The organism is Actinokineospora baliensis (assembly GCF_016907695.1).
In the GTDB taxonomy this organism is placed as follows: domain Bacteria; phylum Actinomycetota; class Actinomycetes; order Mycobacteriales; family Pseudonocardiaceae; genus Actinokineospora; species Actinokineospora baliensis.
The window spans coordinates 2,926,899-2,941,923 of the sequence record NZ_JAFBCK010000001.1; the positions used below are offsets into that span (position 1 = coordinate 2,926,899).

Here is a 15,025-nt window from a genome sequence, read left to right on the forward strand (position 1 = left end):
GGTGTCCGCCGACTCAGCCGGTCTCCTGGTCATCGCCGTCCTGCTGGTCCTGGCCGCGGGCTGCTTCGCCGCGGCGGACGCGTCGCTGTCGGCGGTGTCCACCGCCCGCGTCGAAGGCCTCGTGCGGTCGGGTCGGGCGGGGGCCAAGCAGCTGCTCGCCGTGGTCGCCGAGCGGCCGAGGCACATCAACCTGCTGCTCCTGCTGCGGCTGGGCTGCGAACTGGCCGCGACGGTGATGGTCACCTTCGTCTGCGCCCGTTCGATCAGCCCCGGGTGGGTGGCCGGGCTGGTCGCCGCCGTCGGCATGATCGTGGTGTCCTACGTGCTGGTCGGGGTCGGTCCGCGCACCATCGGACGCCAACACCCGTACGGCGTGGGGCTCATCGCCGCCGGGCCGGTGCGGGTGCTCGGGTCCGTGCTGGGCCCGCTCTCGCGCTTCCTGATCCTCGTCGGCAACGCCATCACCCCCGGCAAGGGCTTCCGGGAAGGGCCGTTCTCCTCCGAGGTGGAGCTGCGCGAACTGGTCGACCTGGCCCAGGAGCGCGGCGTGGTCGACGCCGACGAGCGCGAGATGATCCACTCCGTGTTCGAGCTGCGCGGCACGATCGCCCGCGAGGTCATGGTGCCGCGCACCGAGATGGTGTGGATCGAGCAGACCAAGACCGGGCGCCAGGCGCTCGCGCTGTCGCTGCGCACCGGCTACACCCGCATCCCGGTGATCGGCGAGAGCGTCGACGACGTGGTGGGCGTGGTCAACCTCAAGGACCTCGTGCGCGCCACCCTGGAGGCGGGCGACCGGCTGGTCCCGGTGGCCGAGGTGATGGGCGCGGCGGTGTTCGTGCCCGACACCAAGCGGCTCGACGACCTGCTGCGCGAGATGCAGGTGTCCAAGAACCACATCGCCATCGCCGTCGACGAGTACGGCGGCACCGCGGGCCTGCTCACCATCGAGGACATCCTGGAGGAGATCGTCGGGGAGATCACCGACGAGTCCGACACCGACGAGCGGCCCCCGGTCGAGCACCTCGACGACGGCGCCGTGCGGGTCAGCTCCCGGCTGCCGGTCGAGGACCTCGGCGCCCTGTTCGGGCTGCGCCTGGAGGGCCAGGACGTGGAGACCGTCGGCGGTCTGCTCGCCCAGCGGTTGGGACGTGTGCCACTTCCCGGCGCCGAGGCGGAGATCACCGGGCTACGGTTCCGGGCCGAGGGCGGCAAGGACAACCGGGGCCGGGTGCGGATCACCTCGGTCGTGGTGCGCCCGGTCGAGCGGGCCGAGACCGCCGACGAGGGGGCCGGGGCCGAGCAGGCCCCGGTCGACGAGCAGCAGTGGGAGAGGAGCGGTGAGCGTGGCTGAGCTCGACCAGGAGGACGCCAAGATCGTCACGCTCGCCCGGTCCAGCCGGGCCCGCACCGGCGCCGCCGAGGGGGCCGCCGTCCGCGACACCGACGGCCGCACCTACGCCGCCGCGACCGTCGCGCTGCCCTCGCTGCGCCTGACCGCCCTGCAGGCCGCCGTGGCCGCCGCGGTCTCCAGCGGCGCGGAGGGCCTCGAAGCCGCCGCCGTGGTGACCGACGCGGGCGAGGTCGACGCCGACTCGCTCGCCGCTGTGCGCGACCTCACCGCGGACGCCCCCGTCCTGCGCGCCGACGCCTCGGGCACCGTCGTCGACGTCCTCACGTGAGCGTCCTGCTGACGGTCTGCCGGGACTGCTGCTGCGGAACCCTCCGCAAACACCCCACCGTGGACCACGGCCGCCAGTTGGCCCGGTTACGCGAGATCGCCGCCCGCCACGGCGGCGCCATCCGGGTCTCCGAGTGCCTGGACACCTGCGAAACCTCGAACGTCGTTGTGGTGCAGGCGAAAGGCACCAAACCCATCTGGTTCGGCTTCGTCCTCGACGACGCCGTCCTGGACGACATCGACACCTGGCTCACCGCCGGTGGCCCCACCACCGACCTCCCCGCCACCCTCACCCTCAACCGCGTCAGCCCACCCCGCGGCAAGTAGCCCACGCGTGCCACGGCACACCCGAGCCGCACCGCGTCAGCCCGTCGGGGGCGGCAAGGGCACAATGACTTGGTGACAAGCACCGCCCAGGGCCATCGTTCCGGTTTCGCCTGCTTCGTCGGCAGGCCCAACGCGGGCAAGTCGACGTTGACCAACGCGCTGGTGGGCACCAAGGTCGCCATCACCTCGAGCAAGCCGCAGACCACCAGGCACGCCATCCGCGGCATCGTGCACCGCGACGACGCGCAGTTGGTGATCGTGGACACCCCCGGTCTGCACCGGCCGCGCACGCTGCTGGGCCAGCGGCTCAACGACATCGTCCGGGAGACGTGGTCGGAGGTCGACGTGGTCGGGTTCTGCGTGCCCGCCGACCAGAAGGTGGGGCCGGGAGACCGGTTCATCGCCGCCGAGCTGACCAAGGTCGCCAAGCGCACGCCGGTGATCGGGATCGTCACCAAGACCGACCTGGTGTCGCCCGACCAGGTCGGCGAGCAGCTGCTCGCGCTGCAGGAGGTGATGGAGTTCGCCGAGCTGGTGCCGGTGTCGGCGGTCGACGGCTTCCAGGTGGCCACCCTCGCCGACCTGCTGGTCGCCCGGCTGCCCGAGGGCCCGCAGCTCTACCCCGGCGGCGAGCTGACCGACGAGCCGGAGACCACCCTGGTGGCCGAGCTGATCCGCGAGGCCGCCCTGGAGGGCGTGCGCGACGAGCTGCCGCACTCCATCGCGGTCACCATCGAGGAGATGGTCCCCCGCGAGGGCCGCGACGACATGGTCGACGTGCACGCGCTGCTGTACGTGGAGCGGGCCAGCCAGAAGGGCATCGTGCTCGGTCACCGCGGCGAGCGGCTCAAGCACGTCGGCTCGACCGCGCGCCGCCAGATCGAGGTCCTGCTCGGCACCCGGGTGTACCTGGACCTGCACGTGAAGGTCGCCAAGGACTGGCAGCGCGACCCCAAGCAGCTGCGCCGCCTCGGGTTCTGACGTGGGCTGGCCGGTCTGCCCGATCAAGGCGCTGACCGGCCTGTGCTGCCCCGGCTGCGGCGGTACCCGCATGGTCGTGAGCCTGTTCGAGGGCCGGTTCGCCGACGCGGTGCACTACAACGCGGTGCTGCTGGTGTTCCTGGTGTTGTTCGCGTGGGTGGCCGTGGCGAAGCTCGCGCGCGCCAAGAGCTGGCTGGACCTGCGTTGGGCGCGGAACACGGCCCTGGTCGTGCTCGCGCTGTGGTTCGTGGTGCGCAACGTGCCGGGCACCGGGTTGTACGTGTGAGAATGGGCCGGTGAGCCTGTACCGCGACACCGGTGTAGTGCTGCGCGTGCAGAAGCTCGGCGAGGCGGACCGGATCATCACGCTGATCACCCAGAAGCACGGCAAGGTCCGCGCCGTCGCCAAGGGCGTGCGTCGCACCACCTCCCGCCTCGGCGCCCGCGTCGAGCCGTTCGCCCACGTCGACGTGCAGTTCTACACCGGCCGCACACTGGACGTGATCACCCAGGTGCAGACCATCGACGCCTTCGGTGCGGGCATCGTCGGCGACTACCAGCGCTACACCGCGGGCTGCGCGGTGCTGGAAACCGCCGACCGGATGTCCGCCGAGGAGGGCGAGCCGGTCCTGCGGCTGTACCTGCTCGTCGCGGGCGCGCTGCGGGCGCTGGCCGACGGGCACAGGGACGCCTCGCTGGTGCTCGACGCGTTCCTGTTGCGCGCCATGGCTTTCGCGGGCTGGTCACCCGCCATCACCGAGTGCGCCCGCTGCGGCGAACCGGGACCGCACCGCGCCTTCAACGTCCACGCGGGAGGGTCTGTCTGCCCCAACTGCAAGCCCGCGGGGTCGGCCAGCCCGCCCCTGGAGGTCCTCGACCTGATGGACGCCCTGGCCAACGGCCGCTGGGACACCGCGGAGGACTCGACCGACTCCGCCCGCCGCGAGGCGAGCGGGTTGGTGGCGGCGCTGCTGCAGTGGCACCTGGAACGCCAGCTGCGCTCCCTGCCCCTGGTCGAGCGCCGCCCCCCGAGCCCCAGATCGCTGTGACGGTCAACGTCGCGGTGTAGGTCCCCTGAGCGGCGGACGAACGCGAATCCTTTGTAGACTTCCCTGGTCGGCGCGGGGGCGGTCGGGCGCCCCGGTAGCATTTCCGACCGGCTTGGACCGGATCCGGTGGAGGTGTGTGGGGCGATGCTGCGACGGCGGGGGACCAGCAGGGGCGCGGCCGGTCGGCCGGTGGCGCCACCGGACCCGCATCCGTCGGGGGCCCGTCCGCCCGCCATCCCGCTGGAGTTCGTGCCCCGGCACGTCGCGATCGTGATGGACGGCAACGGCCGGTGGGCCAACCAGCGCGGACTCACCCGCGTCGAGGGGCACAAGCGCGGCGAGGCCCAGGTCGTCGAGGTGGCCAAGGGCTGCATCGACATCGGCGTGCGGTGGCTGTCGCTTTATGCCTTCTCCACCGAGAACTGGCGGCGCAGCCCCGAGGAGGTCCGCTTCCTGATGGGCTTCTCCCGCGACGTCATCCGCGACCGCACCGACGAGCTCGACGAGCTCGGGGTTCGGGTCCGCTGGGCGGGGCGGCGGCCGAGGTTGTGGCGCAGCGTCATCAAGGAGCTCGAGGTCGCCGAGGAGCGCACCAAGGACAACACGGTGCTCAACCTGGCGATGTGCATCAACTACGGCGGCCGGGCCGAGATCGGCGACGCCGCCCGCGAGATCGCCAGGCTGGCCGCCGCAGGCAAGATCAACCCGGACAAGGTCGACGAGCGGACCCTGGCCAAGTACCTGTACCAACCCGAGATGCCCGACGTCGACCTGTTCATCCGGCCCTCCGGCGAGCAGCGCACGTCCAACTTCATGCTCTGGCAGTCCGCCTACGCGGAGCTGGTCTTCCAGGACCACCTGTGGCCCGATTTCGACCGGCTGCACCTGTGGGACGCGGTGGAGACCTACGCCAGGCGCGACCGCCGGTTCGGCGCCGCCGCCGACTCCGCCGAGGTCGCCGCCATACTCGCCGAGGGGAAGGGAACCGCATGAGCACCGAGGCCGTCGACCTGATCGGCCAGGCCCGCGCGGCGCTGGAGAGCTACCACGACGTGCGCGCCGACGACGACGGCGCGCTGACCTTCCGGCACGGCGACGTCCCCTGCGCGGTGCAGGCGATGCAGCTGGCCGAGGGCCTCACCGTGCTCAGCCTCACCTGCGTGGTGGCCTGGGACCTGCCGGAGGACCCGAACCTGGCCGTGTCGGCCGCCGAGCGCGCGGGCCAGGGCCTGTTCGGCACCCTCGGCGTCGTGCACACCGAACGCGGGATGGACGTGACGCTGCGCTACGCCTTCCCCGCGGGCGGCCTCGCGCTGCCCGCGCTGGGCACCCTGCTCATGCTGGTGGTCTCCACCGCTTCCCAGTTGCGCGCGGAACTGCTGGGAAAAGCCGCTGAACACAGTTCAACCCCGGGGGCTGGCAACTGATCGTCGAGCCGGCATCATTCGCCGGGTGAGACAACCGCCACGGCTCGCCCGGTCACTCTCGGTCGCCGTCGCCCGGGAGGCTGATTCCGGGCGCGACCGGCCCACCGGCGCGCCGATCTGTGGCTTGATGGACCTCCCACCGCTGGTCGGGGGAGGAGCGCGATGAGCACCCAGGTCGAGGCCGAGCCGGACGAGGTCAAACCCGAACCCAAGCGCCGGGTGACCTCGCTCGAGGTGCTGTGCGTGGTGCTGGTCGCCGCCCTGCTCGCCCAGAGCACGCTGGTCGACTGGCTCGACGTGCCCGCGATCCAGACCGGGGCGACGATCTTCGTCGCGGTCTGCGTCCAGGCGCTGCCGTTCCTGGTGCTCGGGGTCCTGATCAGCGGGGCCATCGCCGCGTTCGTCCCCGCCTCCGCGCTCAACCGGCTGCTGCCCAAGCGGCAGGCGCTCGCCGTACCGGTCGCGGGTGTGGCCGGGGTGGCCCTGCCGACCTGCGAGTGCGCGGCCGTCCCGGTGGCCAGGCGGTTGATGCAGCAGGGCGTGCCCACCTCGGTCGCCCTGGCCTTCCTGCTCGCCGCCCCCGCGGTGAATCCGGTGGTGCTGGTCGCCACCAACGTCGCCTTCCCGAACAACCCGGGCATGGTCGCCGCGCGGCTGGTCGGGTCCCTGGCCACGGCCATCGCCATGGGCTGGCTGTGGGCCAGGTTCGGCAAGGCCGAGTGGATCATCGAGCGGGCGCTGCGCAGGCTGCCGGAGCCCGACGGGCGCTCCCGGTGGCGGTTGTTCTTCGAGACCTCGCGCGCCGACCTGGTCGACGCGGGCGGGTTCCTGGTGCTGGGCGGGCTCACCGCCGCCGTGCTCAACGTGGTCATCCCGCGCTCGTGGGTCGACACCCTCGGCGAGCAGATCGTCGTCGGCGTGATCGTGATGGCGCTGCTGGCCGTGGTGCTGGCCCTGTGCAGCGAGGCGGACGCGTTCGTCGCGGCCTCGATCTCGGGCATGCCGCTGCTGCCCAAGCTGGTCTTCCTGGTGGTCGGCCCGGCCATCGACGTCAAGCTGTTCGCCCTGCAGGCGGGCACCTTCGGCCGGGCGTTCGCGATCCGGTTCGGCCCGGCGACACTGGTCGTGGCCACCGCGTGCGCCGTGCTGTCCGGCCTGATCTTCCTCGGGGGCGCGTGATGCGGCGGGAAACCCAGAACATCCTGCTCGTGCTGGTCGGCGGCGCCCTGCTCAAGATCAGCTTCACCGGGGCGTACCTGCAGTACGTCAAGCCGGCGCACCAGTTCTGGCTCATCGGCGGCGGCGCCGTGATGGTGGCCCTCGCCGTGGTCTCCATCGCCCGCGACCTGGTCCGCCGGACCCCCGCCGAGCCCGTCGCCGTCGAGAGCCGTGCCGCTGGTGGCGACACACCTGACGACCACGCTGACCACGACCACGCCGCCCACGACCACGCCGCCCACGACCACGGAGCCGACGGGCACACCGCTGGGGAGCACCACCACCCGGCGCGCAGCGCCTGGCTGCTGCTCCTGCCGGTGCTGGCGATCTTCCTCATCGCCCCGCCCGCGCTCGGCGCCGACTCGGTGCTGCGCGGCGACAACCGGGCCGCCGCCAGCCGCGCCGCAGGCACCGACGGCATGGCCGAGTTCTCCCCGCTGCCCGCGGGCAGCCCGGTCCCCGTCGCGATGAGCGAGTTCGCCGCCCGCGCCGCCTGGGACAGCCTGAACTCGCTCAAAGACCGCGACGTGCAGCTCTCCGGCTTCGTCGTAGCCCAGGCCGAGGACGTCTACCTGGCTCGCCTGTCGATCGCCTGCTGCGCCGCCGACGCGTTCCCGGTGAAGGTGAAGCTGGTCGGGGCGGGCACGGCGGGGTTGGCGAACGACACCTGGCTGCAGGTAGTTGGCAGGCTCGAACCCGGGTCCGCCACCAAGGACAACGACTACATCCCCACGCTGGCGGTGTCCTCGACCACGCAGATCCCGCAGCCCGAGAACCCGTACGAGGGCTAGGGGGCGCAGGTGGCGCAGGTGCCGAAGATCTCCACGGTGTGGCTGACCTGGGAGAACCCGTTCTCCGCGGCCACCTTCTCCGCCCAGCGCTCGACGGCGGGGCCCTCGACCTCGACGGTGTGCCCGCACGCGCGGCAGACCAGGTGATGGTGGTGGTGGCTGGAGCAGCGCCGGTAGATGGCCTCGCCGGAGTCGGTGCGCAGGACGTCGATCTCGCCCGCGTCGGCCAGCGACTGCAGCGTCCGGTAGACCGTGGTCAACCCGATGCCCTCGCCGCGCTTGCGCAGTTCCTCGTGCAGCTCCTGGGCGGAGCGGAAGTCGTCGAGCTGGTCGAGCAGGTGGGCGACGGCCGTGCGCTGGCGGGTCGAGCGCCTGCCTGGCACGGTCGCCGATGTTCGGTCCGTCGTCACCGGTCGCCTTCCTCCACGTGGGCAACTGCGTCAACGACGATATGCGACAGGTGTTCGTCCACGAGGCGGTAGACCACTTCCCGGCCGTGCCGCTCCCCGTAGACCACACCGGCGGACTTGAGCACCCGCAGGTGCTGGCTGATCAGCGGCTGCGCCACCCCGAGGGCGTCGACCAGTTCGTGCACGCAGCGGTCGGCGGCCCGCAGCTCCAGCACGATGGCGATGCGCACCGGCGCGGCGAGCGCGCGCAGCAGGTCCCCGGCGGCGCCGAGGGTGATCGCGGACCGGCGGTGCGCCGGGTCGACCGCGGGCCGGTCGGCGGAGTGGTCGTGCTGCTCAGCGGCTGCCCGCAGAGCCTGGGACGCGGCTTCCGAGGTCACGGTCGACATCGGTCCTCTCCTCTTCCCGGAGGCAGGCGGCCGACGGGGTGATGGTTACCGTGTTCATCTTAGGCGCTCCCACCCCTGTTGGCGGCGACCTCACAGCACCGATACCGCGATAACCACCACCAACGCCAGCAGCAGTACCCGGCCGAACCGCTGCCCGGGCGCCAGCACCCGCCACGTCGCCGCCAGCAGCACGACCACCCCGACGGCGATCAGCCCCAGCAGCGCCGCACCCAGCGGCCCCTTGGTCAGCACCCCGCCGACGAACAGGCCGACAACCAGCAGGAACGCCACCGCAGGCGGCACCTTCGCCAGCGGCCCGTTCCCAGTGAGCAATGGCGCCTTCATCGACCGCGGCCGCCCCACGTCGCCTCCCGATCACCTGGACCCAGGCCCAGCATCCTCGCACCGATCACCGGCACCCGCGCCCGGTGTCTCTATCCTCCGGTTCGCCCGACCACCACTTCGCTCCGCCACCGGGGAAGGTCCTGCCCGTGCTGCTGATCGCCAAGTTCACGACCGCCGACGCGGAGCCCTTCACCGCGCGCGCCAAGCAGGCCCTGGAGCTCCTCTTGGCCCAACCCGGCTGCCTGCGCGGTCTGCTCGCCCGGTCGACCGACACCGCCGACCTCTGGGTCCTGACCGTCGAGTTCGCCTCGGTGTCGGCCTACCGCAGGGCGCTGTCCCCGTTCGACGTGCGCACCCACGTCATCCCGCTGCTCGCCGAGGCCGACACCACCGAACCCGCCGCCTACGAGGTCGTCCTCGAAGCCGCGCCCGGCGAGGTCCGCCACCACACCAGCCTCCTGGCCGCCGACGCCGGCACCGTCCGACTCGGCGAGGCATCGGGCCCGGCGACCGCCCGCTGACCGCCCCCGGTCCCCCGGACGGAGCAGGCGGGCCCGCGGACTACGCTGGTTGCCTCGCCCTTGAGTTCCCGCCAGGAGGGGTCGCGTGCCAGCCGACCGGATCGAGACCGTCGTCAGCCTCTGCAAGCGCCGTGGCTTCGTCTACCCGAGCGGGGAGATCTACGGCGGTACGCGGTCGGCCTGGGACTACGGCCCCCTCGGCGTGGAGCTCAAGGACAACATCAAGCGCCTGTGGTGGCGCAGCGTGGTCCAGGGCCGCGACGACGTCGTCGGCCTCGACTCGTCGGTGATCCTGCCCCGCCAGGTCTGGGCGGCCTCCGGCCACGTGACCGCCTTCCACGACCCGCTCGTCGAGTGCACCTCCTGCCACAAGCGCTTCCGCGCCGACCAGCTCGCCGAGGAGTACGCGGCCCGCACCGGCAAGACCGTCGCCGAGAACGACGTCTCCGACGTGCCGTGCCCCAACTGCGGCACCCGCGGCCAGTACACCGCCCCGCGCGAGTTCAACATGATGCTCAAGACCCACCTCGGCCCGGTGGAGTCCGACGAGGGCATGCACTACCTGCGCCCCGAGACCGCGCAGGGCATCTTCGTCAACTTCCTGAACGTGCAGACCACCTCCCGCCGCAAGCCGCCGTTCGGCATCGGCCAGATCGGCAAGTCGTTCCGCAACGAGATCACGCCGGGCAACTTCATCTTCCGCACCCGCGAGTTCGAGCAGATGGAACTGGAGTTCTTCGTCGAGCCGGGCACCGACGACGAGTGGCACCAGTACTGGATCGACGAGCGCACCCGCTGGTACACCGACCTGGGCATCGCCAAGGACAACCTGCGCGTCTACGAGCACCCGGCCGAGAAGCTGTCGCACTACTCGAAGCGCACGGTCGACATCGAGTACCGCTTCCAGTTCGGCGGCCAGGAGTGGGGCGAGCTGGAGGGCATCGCCAACCGCACCGACTTCGACCTGACGACGCACTCCAACCACTCCGGTGTGGACCTGTCCTACTTCGACCAGGCCACCAACTCGCGCTACCGCCCCTTCGTGATCGAGCCCGCGGCGGGCGTGGGCAGGCCGATGATGGCCTTCCTCCTCGACGCCTACGTCGAAGACGAGGCCCCCAACGCCAAGGGCGGCGTGGACAAGCGCGTGGTCCTGCGCCTGGACCGCCGCCTGGCCCCGGTCAAGGTCGCCGTGCTCCCCTTGTCCCGCAACGCCGACCTCTCACCCAAGGCCCGCGACGTCGCCGCCGCCCTCCGCAAGCACTGGAACGTCGACTTCGACGACGCGGGAGCCATCGGCCGCCGCTACCGCCGCCAGGACGAGATCGGCACCCCCTTCTGCGTCACCGTCGACTTCGACACCCTCAACGACCACGCCGTGACCGTCCGCGAGCGCGACACCATGTCCCAGAACCGGATCTCCCTGGACAACCTGGAGTCCTACCTGGCAGGCCACCTCGTCGGCTGCTGACGTGCTGTCGTTACCCCGCGCGAAGCGGCATCAGGCCATGACCACCTCCGGTCGGGGGCGGGCCGTGGCGAGGCGGTAGGCGCCGCGGAGTTCGGTGATCACGGTGCTCTGGTCGCCCCTGATCCGCAGCGGGTCGGTGTGCAGGGGGACGATCCCCACGGCGGTCAGGCGGGCGGCGCGGGCCAGGGCCGGGGTGCCCGCGCGCGGCGCCCACGGCTGGTGCAGGTCGCAGTCCCAGGCCAGGGCGACCTCGTCCCACCACGCGTCGACCACCGCGAGGTGCACGTCCGCCGTGGTCCGCAGGCGGGCGGTCCACCTCGGCGGCGGTAACCCCGCCCGGTCCACCAGGTCCGCGGCCGCCCGCGCCGACACGGCCCGGACGCCCCGATCGATCTCGGCCAGGGTTCGCCGCAGCAGCGTTGTTCCCCGGCTCGGTGCGTGGACCAGCTCCGCGTGCAGCTCGCCCATCCGCACACCGCCGCGGTGCACGGCGGCGCTGACCAACTCCCGCACCTGGTCGACCGTCGAGGCCCGGCGGCAGGCGTCGACCGCCGCCCGAGCCGGTGCGGCGGTGGGAAATCCCCGGCGCCACAGGGGGTCTGGCATGTGCGGTGTGCGTTCGACGATCACCGACCCGTCGGCACGGGACGGGCGCTTGAGCGGGACCACCAGGTGCACCGTGCCCTGGGGCGCGACCGCGATGCCGTTGAGCCACAACGCTTCTCTGCCGGTGACCACGGCGTCGGGGTGCGCGACCCGCAGTGCGGCGCGCAATCGGCTGAGCCTGCCGGGGCCGGATTCGGTGAGCTGGATGATCTCGGGGGTTGCCTGGTTCGTTCGCATGCTGTCGAGGTAACCCCGGGGTGGGCTGCGGCGAAAGGGGGCTCCGCGAGTTGTGGACAACTCGACCCGTTGTGGACAACTCGGCAACCCGCTGACCGGTGTGAACGTCTCACCGGGCGTCTGGCGGGCCCGTACCGGGGCGCCGTACACCCGTTCTGGAAGGATGCCGCACGTGCCTCCCCACCCCCACCCGGTCCGCAGGTTCTTGCGCAGGCTGCTGGTCGGCTTCGTGCTCATGGGGTTCCTCGTCGTGGGCGGGACGGCGTTTCGCGTGTGGCAGGTCGCCCGCGTCGACGACCGCGACCGCGCCGACGTGGTCGTCGTCCTCGGTGCCGCCCAGTACGCGGGCAAGCCGTCGAAGGTCCTCGAGGCCCGCCTGCGCCAGGCCAAGTCGCTGTATGAGCAGGGCGTGGCCGAGTACATCGTCACCGGCGGCGGCCGCCGCGCGGGCGACCGGTTCACCGAGGCCGAAGCGGGTCGCCGCTGGCTGGTCGACCGGGGTGTGCCCGAGGACCGGGTGATCACCGTCGGCGAGGGCAACGACACCCTCGGCACGCTCAAGGCCGTCGCCGTCGAGGTGAAGGACCGCGGCTGGGAGACGGCCGTGATCGTCAGCGACCCGTGGCACTCCCTGCGCGCCCGCACCATGGCCGAGGACGCCGGGTTGGACGCCTGGACCTCGCCGACGCACTCCGGTCCGATCGTGCAGACCCGCGAGACCCAGGCCCGCTACATCCTGCGTGAGACGGCCGCGCTGCTCTACTACCGCGCGACCAACGCCTCCGCCGACGGCATCGCCATCGACCAGGAAGTGGGCTGACGGACGTAGTCTTGGTCCGTGGGGTACACCGAACAGGACAGTGAACGCCTCTTCCCCGAGCCGCCCAAGGGCGCGGTGTGGGGTGGTTCGCTGCCTGCCAGTCGGAGTCCGTTCAGCCGGGACCGCGCGCGCGTGCTGCACTCGGCGGCTCTGCGCAGGCTCGCGGGCAAAACCCAGGTGGTCGGCCCGCACGAGGGGTCCGAGGTGCACGGGATCCCGCGGACCAGGCTGACTCACTCGTTGGAGGTCGCCCAGATCGGGCGGGGGATCGCCGACGAACTCGGGTGCGATCCGGACATCGTCGACACCGCCGGGTTGGCTCACGACATCGGGCATCCCCCGTTCGGGCACAACGGGGAACAAGCCCTGGACGCGGTCGCCCAGCCGTGCGGCGGGTTCGAGGGCAATGCCCAGACCCTGCGCATCCTCACCCGGCTCGAACCCAAGGTCCTAGGTGACGACGGCGCCCCACACGGGTTGAACCTCGCCCGCGCTTCTCTTGACGCCGCGACGAAGTACCCCTGGCCGCGACGCCCTGGGCAGGTGAAGTTCGGCTCTTATGACGACGACTTGCCTGTCTTCCTATGGGCGCGCGTAGGTGCACCCGGCGATCGACAGTGCCTAGAGGCCCAGGTGATGGACTGGGCTGACGACGTCGCGTACTCGGTGCACGACGTCGAGGATGGCGTTCGGTCAGGCCGGATCTCCTTGGCGGCTCTTGCAGATCCGACTGATCGCGCCGTAGTGGCCGAACTTGCTGCTAAGCACTTCTCGTCGGAACCTTTGTCCTTACTGGAAGAGGCTGCGTCCGGACTGCTGGCACTACCGGTCGTCGCGGACCTGGTCGGCCACGAGTACGACGGTTCTCTTGGCGCGCAAGTGGCGTTGAAGCGGCTGACCAGCGAGCTGGTCGGCAGGTTCGCCGCCGCGGCGGTCACGGGCACCCGAACCACCTACGGGCCAGGCCGGTTGACCAGGTACGCGGCGGACCTCGTCGTGCCGCCGCTGGTCGCCGCCGAGGTCGCACTGCTCAAGGCCATGGCGGTGATCTACGTGATGCGCGATCCGAACAGGCTGGCGCTGCAGGCCCGCCAGCGCGAAGTGGTCACCGAGCTGGTCGCGGTGCTCACCGACCGCGCCCCGGCCGCTCTGGAACCCGCCTTCCAGCCCGCCTGGCACGCCGCGAGCGATGACTCCCGGCGACTGCGCGTGGTCGTCGACCAAGTCGCGTCGCTGACCGACGCGCAGGCGGGCAGTTGGCACGCTGAACTGGTCGGGGCCGGGCCTGTGGACAACTTCCGAGCCGACTCCCGCTGAGCCGGCACACTCGGTGCGAACGGCTGAAACGACACCGGACAAAGCCACGAACACCAAGTCGGGAGAACAGCAGTGTCGCACCTGGATTTCACCCTCGCCCTGCACCGGGCCCTCGCCCCGGACCCCACCAAGCAGGTGTGCTGGTCGCCGTACTCGGCGGCGAGCGCGCTGGTCCTGCTCGCCGAAGGCGCCAGGGGCAAGACCCGCGAAGAGTTGACGGCGTTGCTCGGCGACCTGCCCGAGTTGGGCGCCGCGCTGGGCTCGGCCGCGACCCTGGACCAGGTGTGGGCGGAGCAGCCGGAGCCGGTCCTCGCCTCGGTCGACACGCTGTGGGCCGACGCGGTGATCGGCGTCGAACCCGAGTTCGCCGATCGGTTGGCCAGCACCGGCGGCTCGGTGCGCAACGCCCCGTTCCAGGCCGAGCCCGCCAAAGCGCGCGACCAGATCAACACCGACGTCGCCGAGACCACCAGGGGCCTCATCCCGGAACTGCTGCCCCCGGACGCGATCCGCAGCGACACAGTGTCCATTTTGGTCAATGCCCTGTACCTCAAAACGTCCTGGGAAGGCGAGTTCGTCGCCGACGAGGCCCCCGGGCGGTTCAGCGGGGTGCAGGGGCCCGTGGACGTGCCGACGATGTTCGTGGACAAGCGCGTCCTCTACACCGCGCGTGACGGCTGGCAGGCGGTCGGTCTGCCTGCTCTCGGTGGCGTGCAAGCGGTCGTCCTCCTGCCGGACGGCGACCTCGCCGCCGCCGAATCCGCGCTCACCGCGGCCTCGCTTGAGGCCGTGCTCGAGGCCATGGACTGGACCCAGGTCGGCCTCCGGATGCCGAAACTGGACGTCTCCACCCAGGTCGAACTCACCCAGGCGCTGATCAACCTCGACGTGACCACGGTGTTCACCGACCAGGCAGACCTGTCCGGGATCAGCCAAGACCCCCTCTACGCCCAGTCGGTCTTACACGAGTCGGTCCTGCGGGTGGACGAGAAGGGCCTGGAGGGAGCCGCGGCCACCGCGATCGCCCTGGCTCTCGCAGCGTTGCCCACGGACCGGGTGGACATCACGGTCGACCGACCGTTCCTGCTGCTGGTGCGACACCGGGAAACGGGGGTGGTGTACTTCCTGGCCCGCGTCACAGACCCCTCCTGACCGCCGCCCCGGCGACCGCGCCTCGCCGCGGTGCGACTTTCGGGCGCGACTGCGGTGAGCCACGGCCGGGGTGAGCCCGCTTGGGGCGCACGTCGGCCGGGCTGCTGGCTCGCCGTTGCCGCTCGGGTGCCGCACGACCGGCGTGCGGTCGGCGCGGTGGCCTTCCACAACCGCGTGCCGAGCCAAGGCTGGGTGATGGCGCCATCGCCGATGTCGGGCGGCCGAGGTGGTTGTCGCTGGTGCGCTGCTTGCGGGGCCGGAGTGGCCTGAGTCCCGAGTGGCT

The 15,025-nt window shown here is 71.6% G+C and carries 19 protein-coding genes; 15 read left to right on the forward strand and 4 right to left on the reverse strand.

Annotated features, from left to right (window positions below; translation table 11 throughout):
* The first annotated feature begins 1 nt into the window (after nucleotide 1).
* The 10 genes from JOD54_RS14040 to JOD54_RS14085 all read left to right on the forward strand — a co-directional run bounded on the left by JOD54_RS14040 (nucleotide 2) and on the right by JOD54_RS14085 (nucleotide 7,474).
* Nucleotides 2-1,354, forward strand: a complete 1,353-nt coding sequence (locus JOD54_RS14040) for a hemolysin family protein (protein ID WP_204450959.1) — start codon at nucleotides 2-4, stop codon at nucleotides 1,352-1,354.
* Nucleotides 1,347-1,682, forward strand: a complete 336-nt coding sequence (locus JOD54_RS14045) for a cytidine deaminase-like protein (protein ID WP_204450960.1) — start codon at nucleotides 1,347-1,349, stop codon at nucleotides 1,680-1,682. Before JOD54_RS14040 ends, JOD54_RS14045 begins: the two co-directional genes overlap by 8 nt.
* On the forward strand, nucleotides 1,679-2,008 hold the full coding sequence (locus JOD54_RS14050; RefSeq protein ID WP_204450961.1) for a (2Fe-2S) ferredoxin domain-containing protein: 330 nt from the start codon (nucleotides 1,679-1,681) through the stop codon (nucleotides 2,006-2,008). Before JOD54_RS14045 ends, JOD54_RS14050 begins: the two co-directional genes overlap by 4 nt.
* Before the next feature lie 72 nt (nucleotides 2,009-2,080).
* Nucleotides 2,081-2,989: a GTPase Era gene (era, locus tag JOD54_RS14055; protein ID WP_204450962.1), complete on the forward strand. Its 909-nt coding sequence runs from the start codon at nucleotides 2,081-2,083 to the stop codon at nucleotides 2,987-2,989.
* Nucleotide 2,990: 1 nt separating this feature from the next.
* The gene (locus JOD54_RS14060; protein ID WP_204450963.1) at nucleotides 2,991-3,275 is read left to right on the forward strand and encodes a DUF2752 domain-containing protein; all 285 of its coding nucleotides are present in this window, start codon (nucleotides 2,991-2,993) and stop codon (nucleotides 3,273-3,275) included.
* A gap of 10 nt (nucleotides 3,276-3,285) precedes the next feature.
* Nucleotides 3,286-4,038 (forward strand): DNA repair protein RecO, encoded by a 753-nt coding sequence (recO, locus tag JOD54_RS14065; RefSeq protein WP_204450964.1) that lies wholly within the window; start codon nucleotides 3,286-3,288, stop codon nucleotides 4,036-4,038.
* Nucleotides 4,039-4,182: 144 nt separating this feature from the next.
* Nucleotides 4,183-5,031 (forward strand): isoprenyl transferase, encoded by an 849-nt coding sequence (locus JOD54_RS14070; protein ID WP_204450965.1) that lies wholly within the window; start codon nucleotides 4,183-4,185, stop codon nucleotides 5,029-5,031.
* The gene (locus JOD54_RS14075; protein ID WP_204450966.1) at nucleotides 5,028-5,465 is read left to right on the forward strand and encodes a hypothetical protein; all 438 of its coding nucleotides are present in this window, start codon (nucleotides 5,028-5,030) and stop codon (nucleotides 5,463-5,465) included. Before JOD54_RS14070 ends, JOD54_RS14075 begins: the two co-directional genes overlap by 4 nt.
* Nucleotides 5,466-5,627: 162 nt before the next feature.
* Nucleotides 5,628-6,644, forward strand: coding sequence for a permease (locus tag JOD54_RS14080; protein WP_204450967.1), 1,017 nt, complete (start codon nucleotides 5,628-5,630; stop codon nucleotides 6,642-6,644).
* Complete coding sequence (locus JOD54_RS14085) at nucleotides 6,644-7,474, forward strand: TIGR03943 family putative permease subunit (RefSeq protein ID WP_204450968.1); 831 nt, start codon at nucleotides 6,644-6,646, stop codon at nucleotides 7,472-7,474. The genes JOD54_RS14080 and JOD54_RS14085 overlap by 1 nt, the downstream gene beginning before the upstream one ends.
* On the opposite strand, the gene JOD54_RS14090 is transcribed toward JOD54_RS14085, so the two are convergent.
* The 3 genes from JOD54_RS14090 to JOD54_RS14100 form a co-directional block, all read right to left on the reverse strand.
* Nucleotides 7,471-7,884, reverse strand: coding sequence for a Fur family transcriptional regulator (locus JOD54_RS14090; RefSeq protein ID WP_204450969.1), 414 nt, complete (start codon nucleotides 7,882-7,884; stop codon nucleotides 7,471-7,473). The genes JOD54_RS14085 and JOD54_RS14090 overlap by 4 nt on opposite strands.
* Nucleotides 7,881-8,273: an ArsR/SmtB family transcription factor gene (locus JOD54_RS14095; RefSeq protein WP_204450970.1), complete on the reverse strand. Its 393-nt coding sequence runs from the start codon at nucleotides 8,271-8,273 to the stop codon at nucleotides 7,881-7,883. Before JOD54_RS14095 ends, JOD54_RS14090 begins: the two co-directional genes overlap by 4 nt.
* Before the next feature lie 90 nt (nucleotides 8,274-8,363).
* Entirely contained in the window at nucleotides 8,364-8,618 is a 255-nt protein-coding gene (locus JOD54_RS14100) for a DUF6703 family protein (protein WP_204456270.1), read from the reverse strand.
* Between the two features lie 83 nt (nucleotides 8,619-8,701).
* Between JOD54_RS14100 and JOD54_RS14105 the strand changes: the two genes are divergently transcribed.
* Complete coding sequence (locus tag JOD54_RS14105; protein ID WP_307860017.1) at nucleotides 8,702-9,139, forward strand: antibiotic biosynthesis monooxygenase family protein; 438 nt, start codon at nucleotides 8,702-8,704, stop codon at nucleotides 9,137-9,139.
* An 85-nt stretch (nucleotides 9,140-9,224) separates the two neighbouring features.
* Nucleotides 9,225-10,610: a glycine--tRNA ligase gene (locus JOD54_RS14110; RefSeq protein ID WP_204450971.1), complete on the forward strand. Its 1,386-nt coding sequence runs from the start codon at nucleotides 9,225-9,227 to the stop codon at nucleotides 10,608-10,610.
* Between the two features lie 30 nt (nucleotides 10,611-10,640).
* Here JOD54_RS14110 and JOD54_RS14115 read toward each other — a convergent pair whose 3' ends face one another.
* A complete protein-coding gene (locus JOD54_RS14115) occupies nucleotides 10,641-11,453 on the reverse strand; it encodes a hypothetical protein (RefSeq protein ID WP_204450972.1) in 813 nt (270 codons plus the stop codon).
* Between the two features lie 163 nt (nucleotides 11,454-11,616).
* On the opposite strand from JOD54_RS14115, the gene JOD54_RS14120 reads away from it, so the two are divergent.
* The 3 genes from JOD54_RS14120 (at nucleotide 11,617) to JOD54_RS14130 (ending at nucleotide 14,742) form a co-directional block, all read left to right on the forward strand.
* Complete coding sequence (locus tag JOD54_RS14120) at nucleotides 11,617-12,273, forward strand: YdcF family protein (protein ID WP_204450973.1); 657 nt, start codon at nucleotides 11,617-11,619, stop codon at nucleotides 12,271-12,273.
* 18 nt (nucleotides 12,274-12,291) lie between these two features.
* Complete coding sequence (locus JOD54_RS14125; protein WP_204450974.1) at nucleotides 12,292-13,590, forward strand: deoxyguanosinetriphosphate triphosphohydrolase; 1,299 nt, start codon at nucleotides 12,292-12,294, stop codon at nucleotides 13,588-13,590.
* A 72-nt stretch (nucleotides 13,591-13,662) separates the two neighbouring features.
* Complete coding sequence (locus tag JOD54_RS14130; RefSeq protein ID WP_204450975.1) at nucleotides 13,663-14,742, forward strand: serpin family protein; 1,080 nt, start codon at nucleotides 13,663-13,665, stop codon at nucleotides 14,740-14,742.
* The last annotated feature ends 283 nt before the right edge of the window (nucleotides 14,743-15,025 follow it).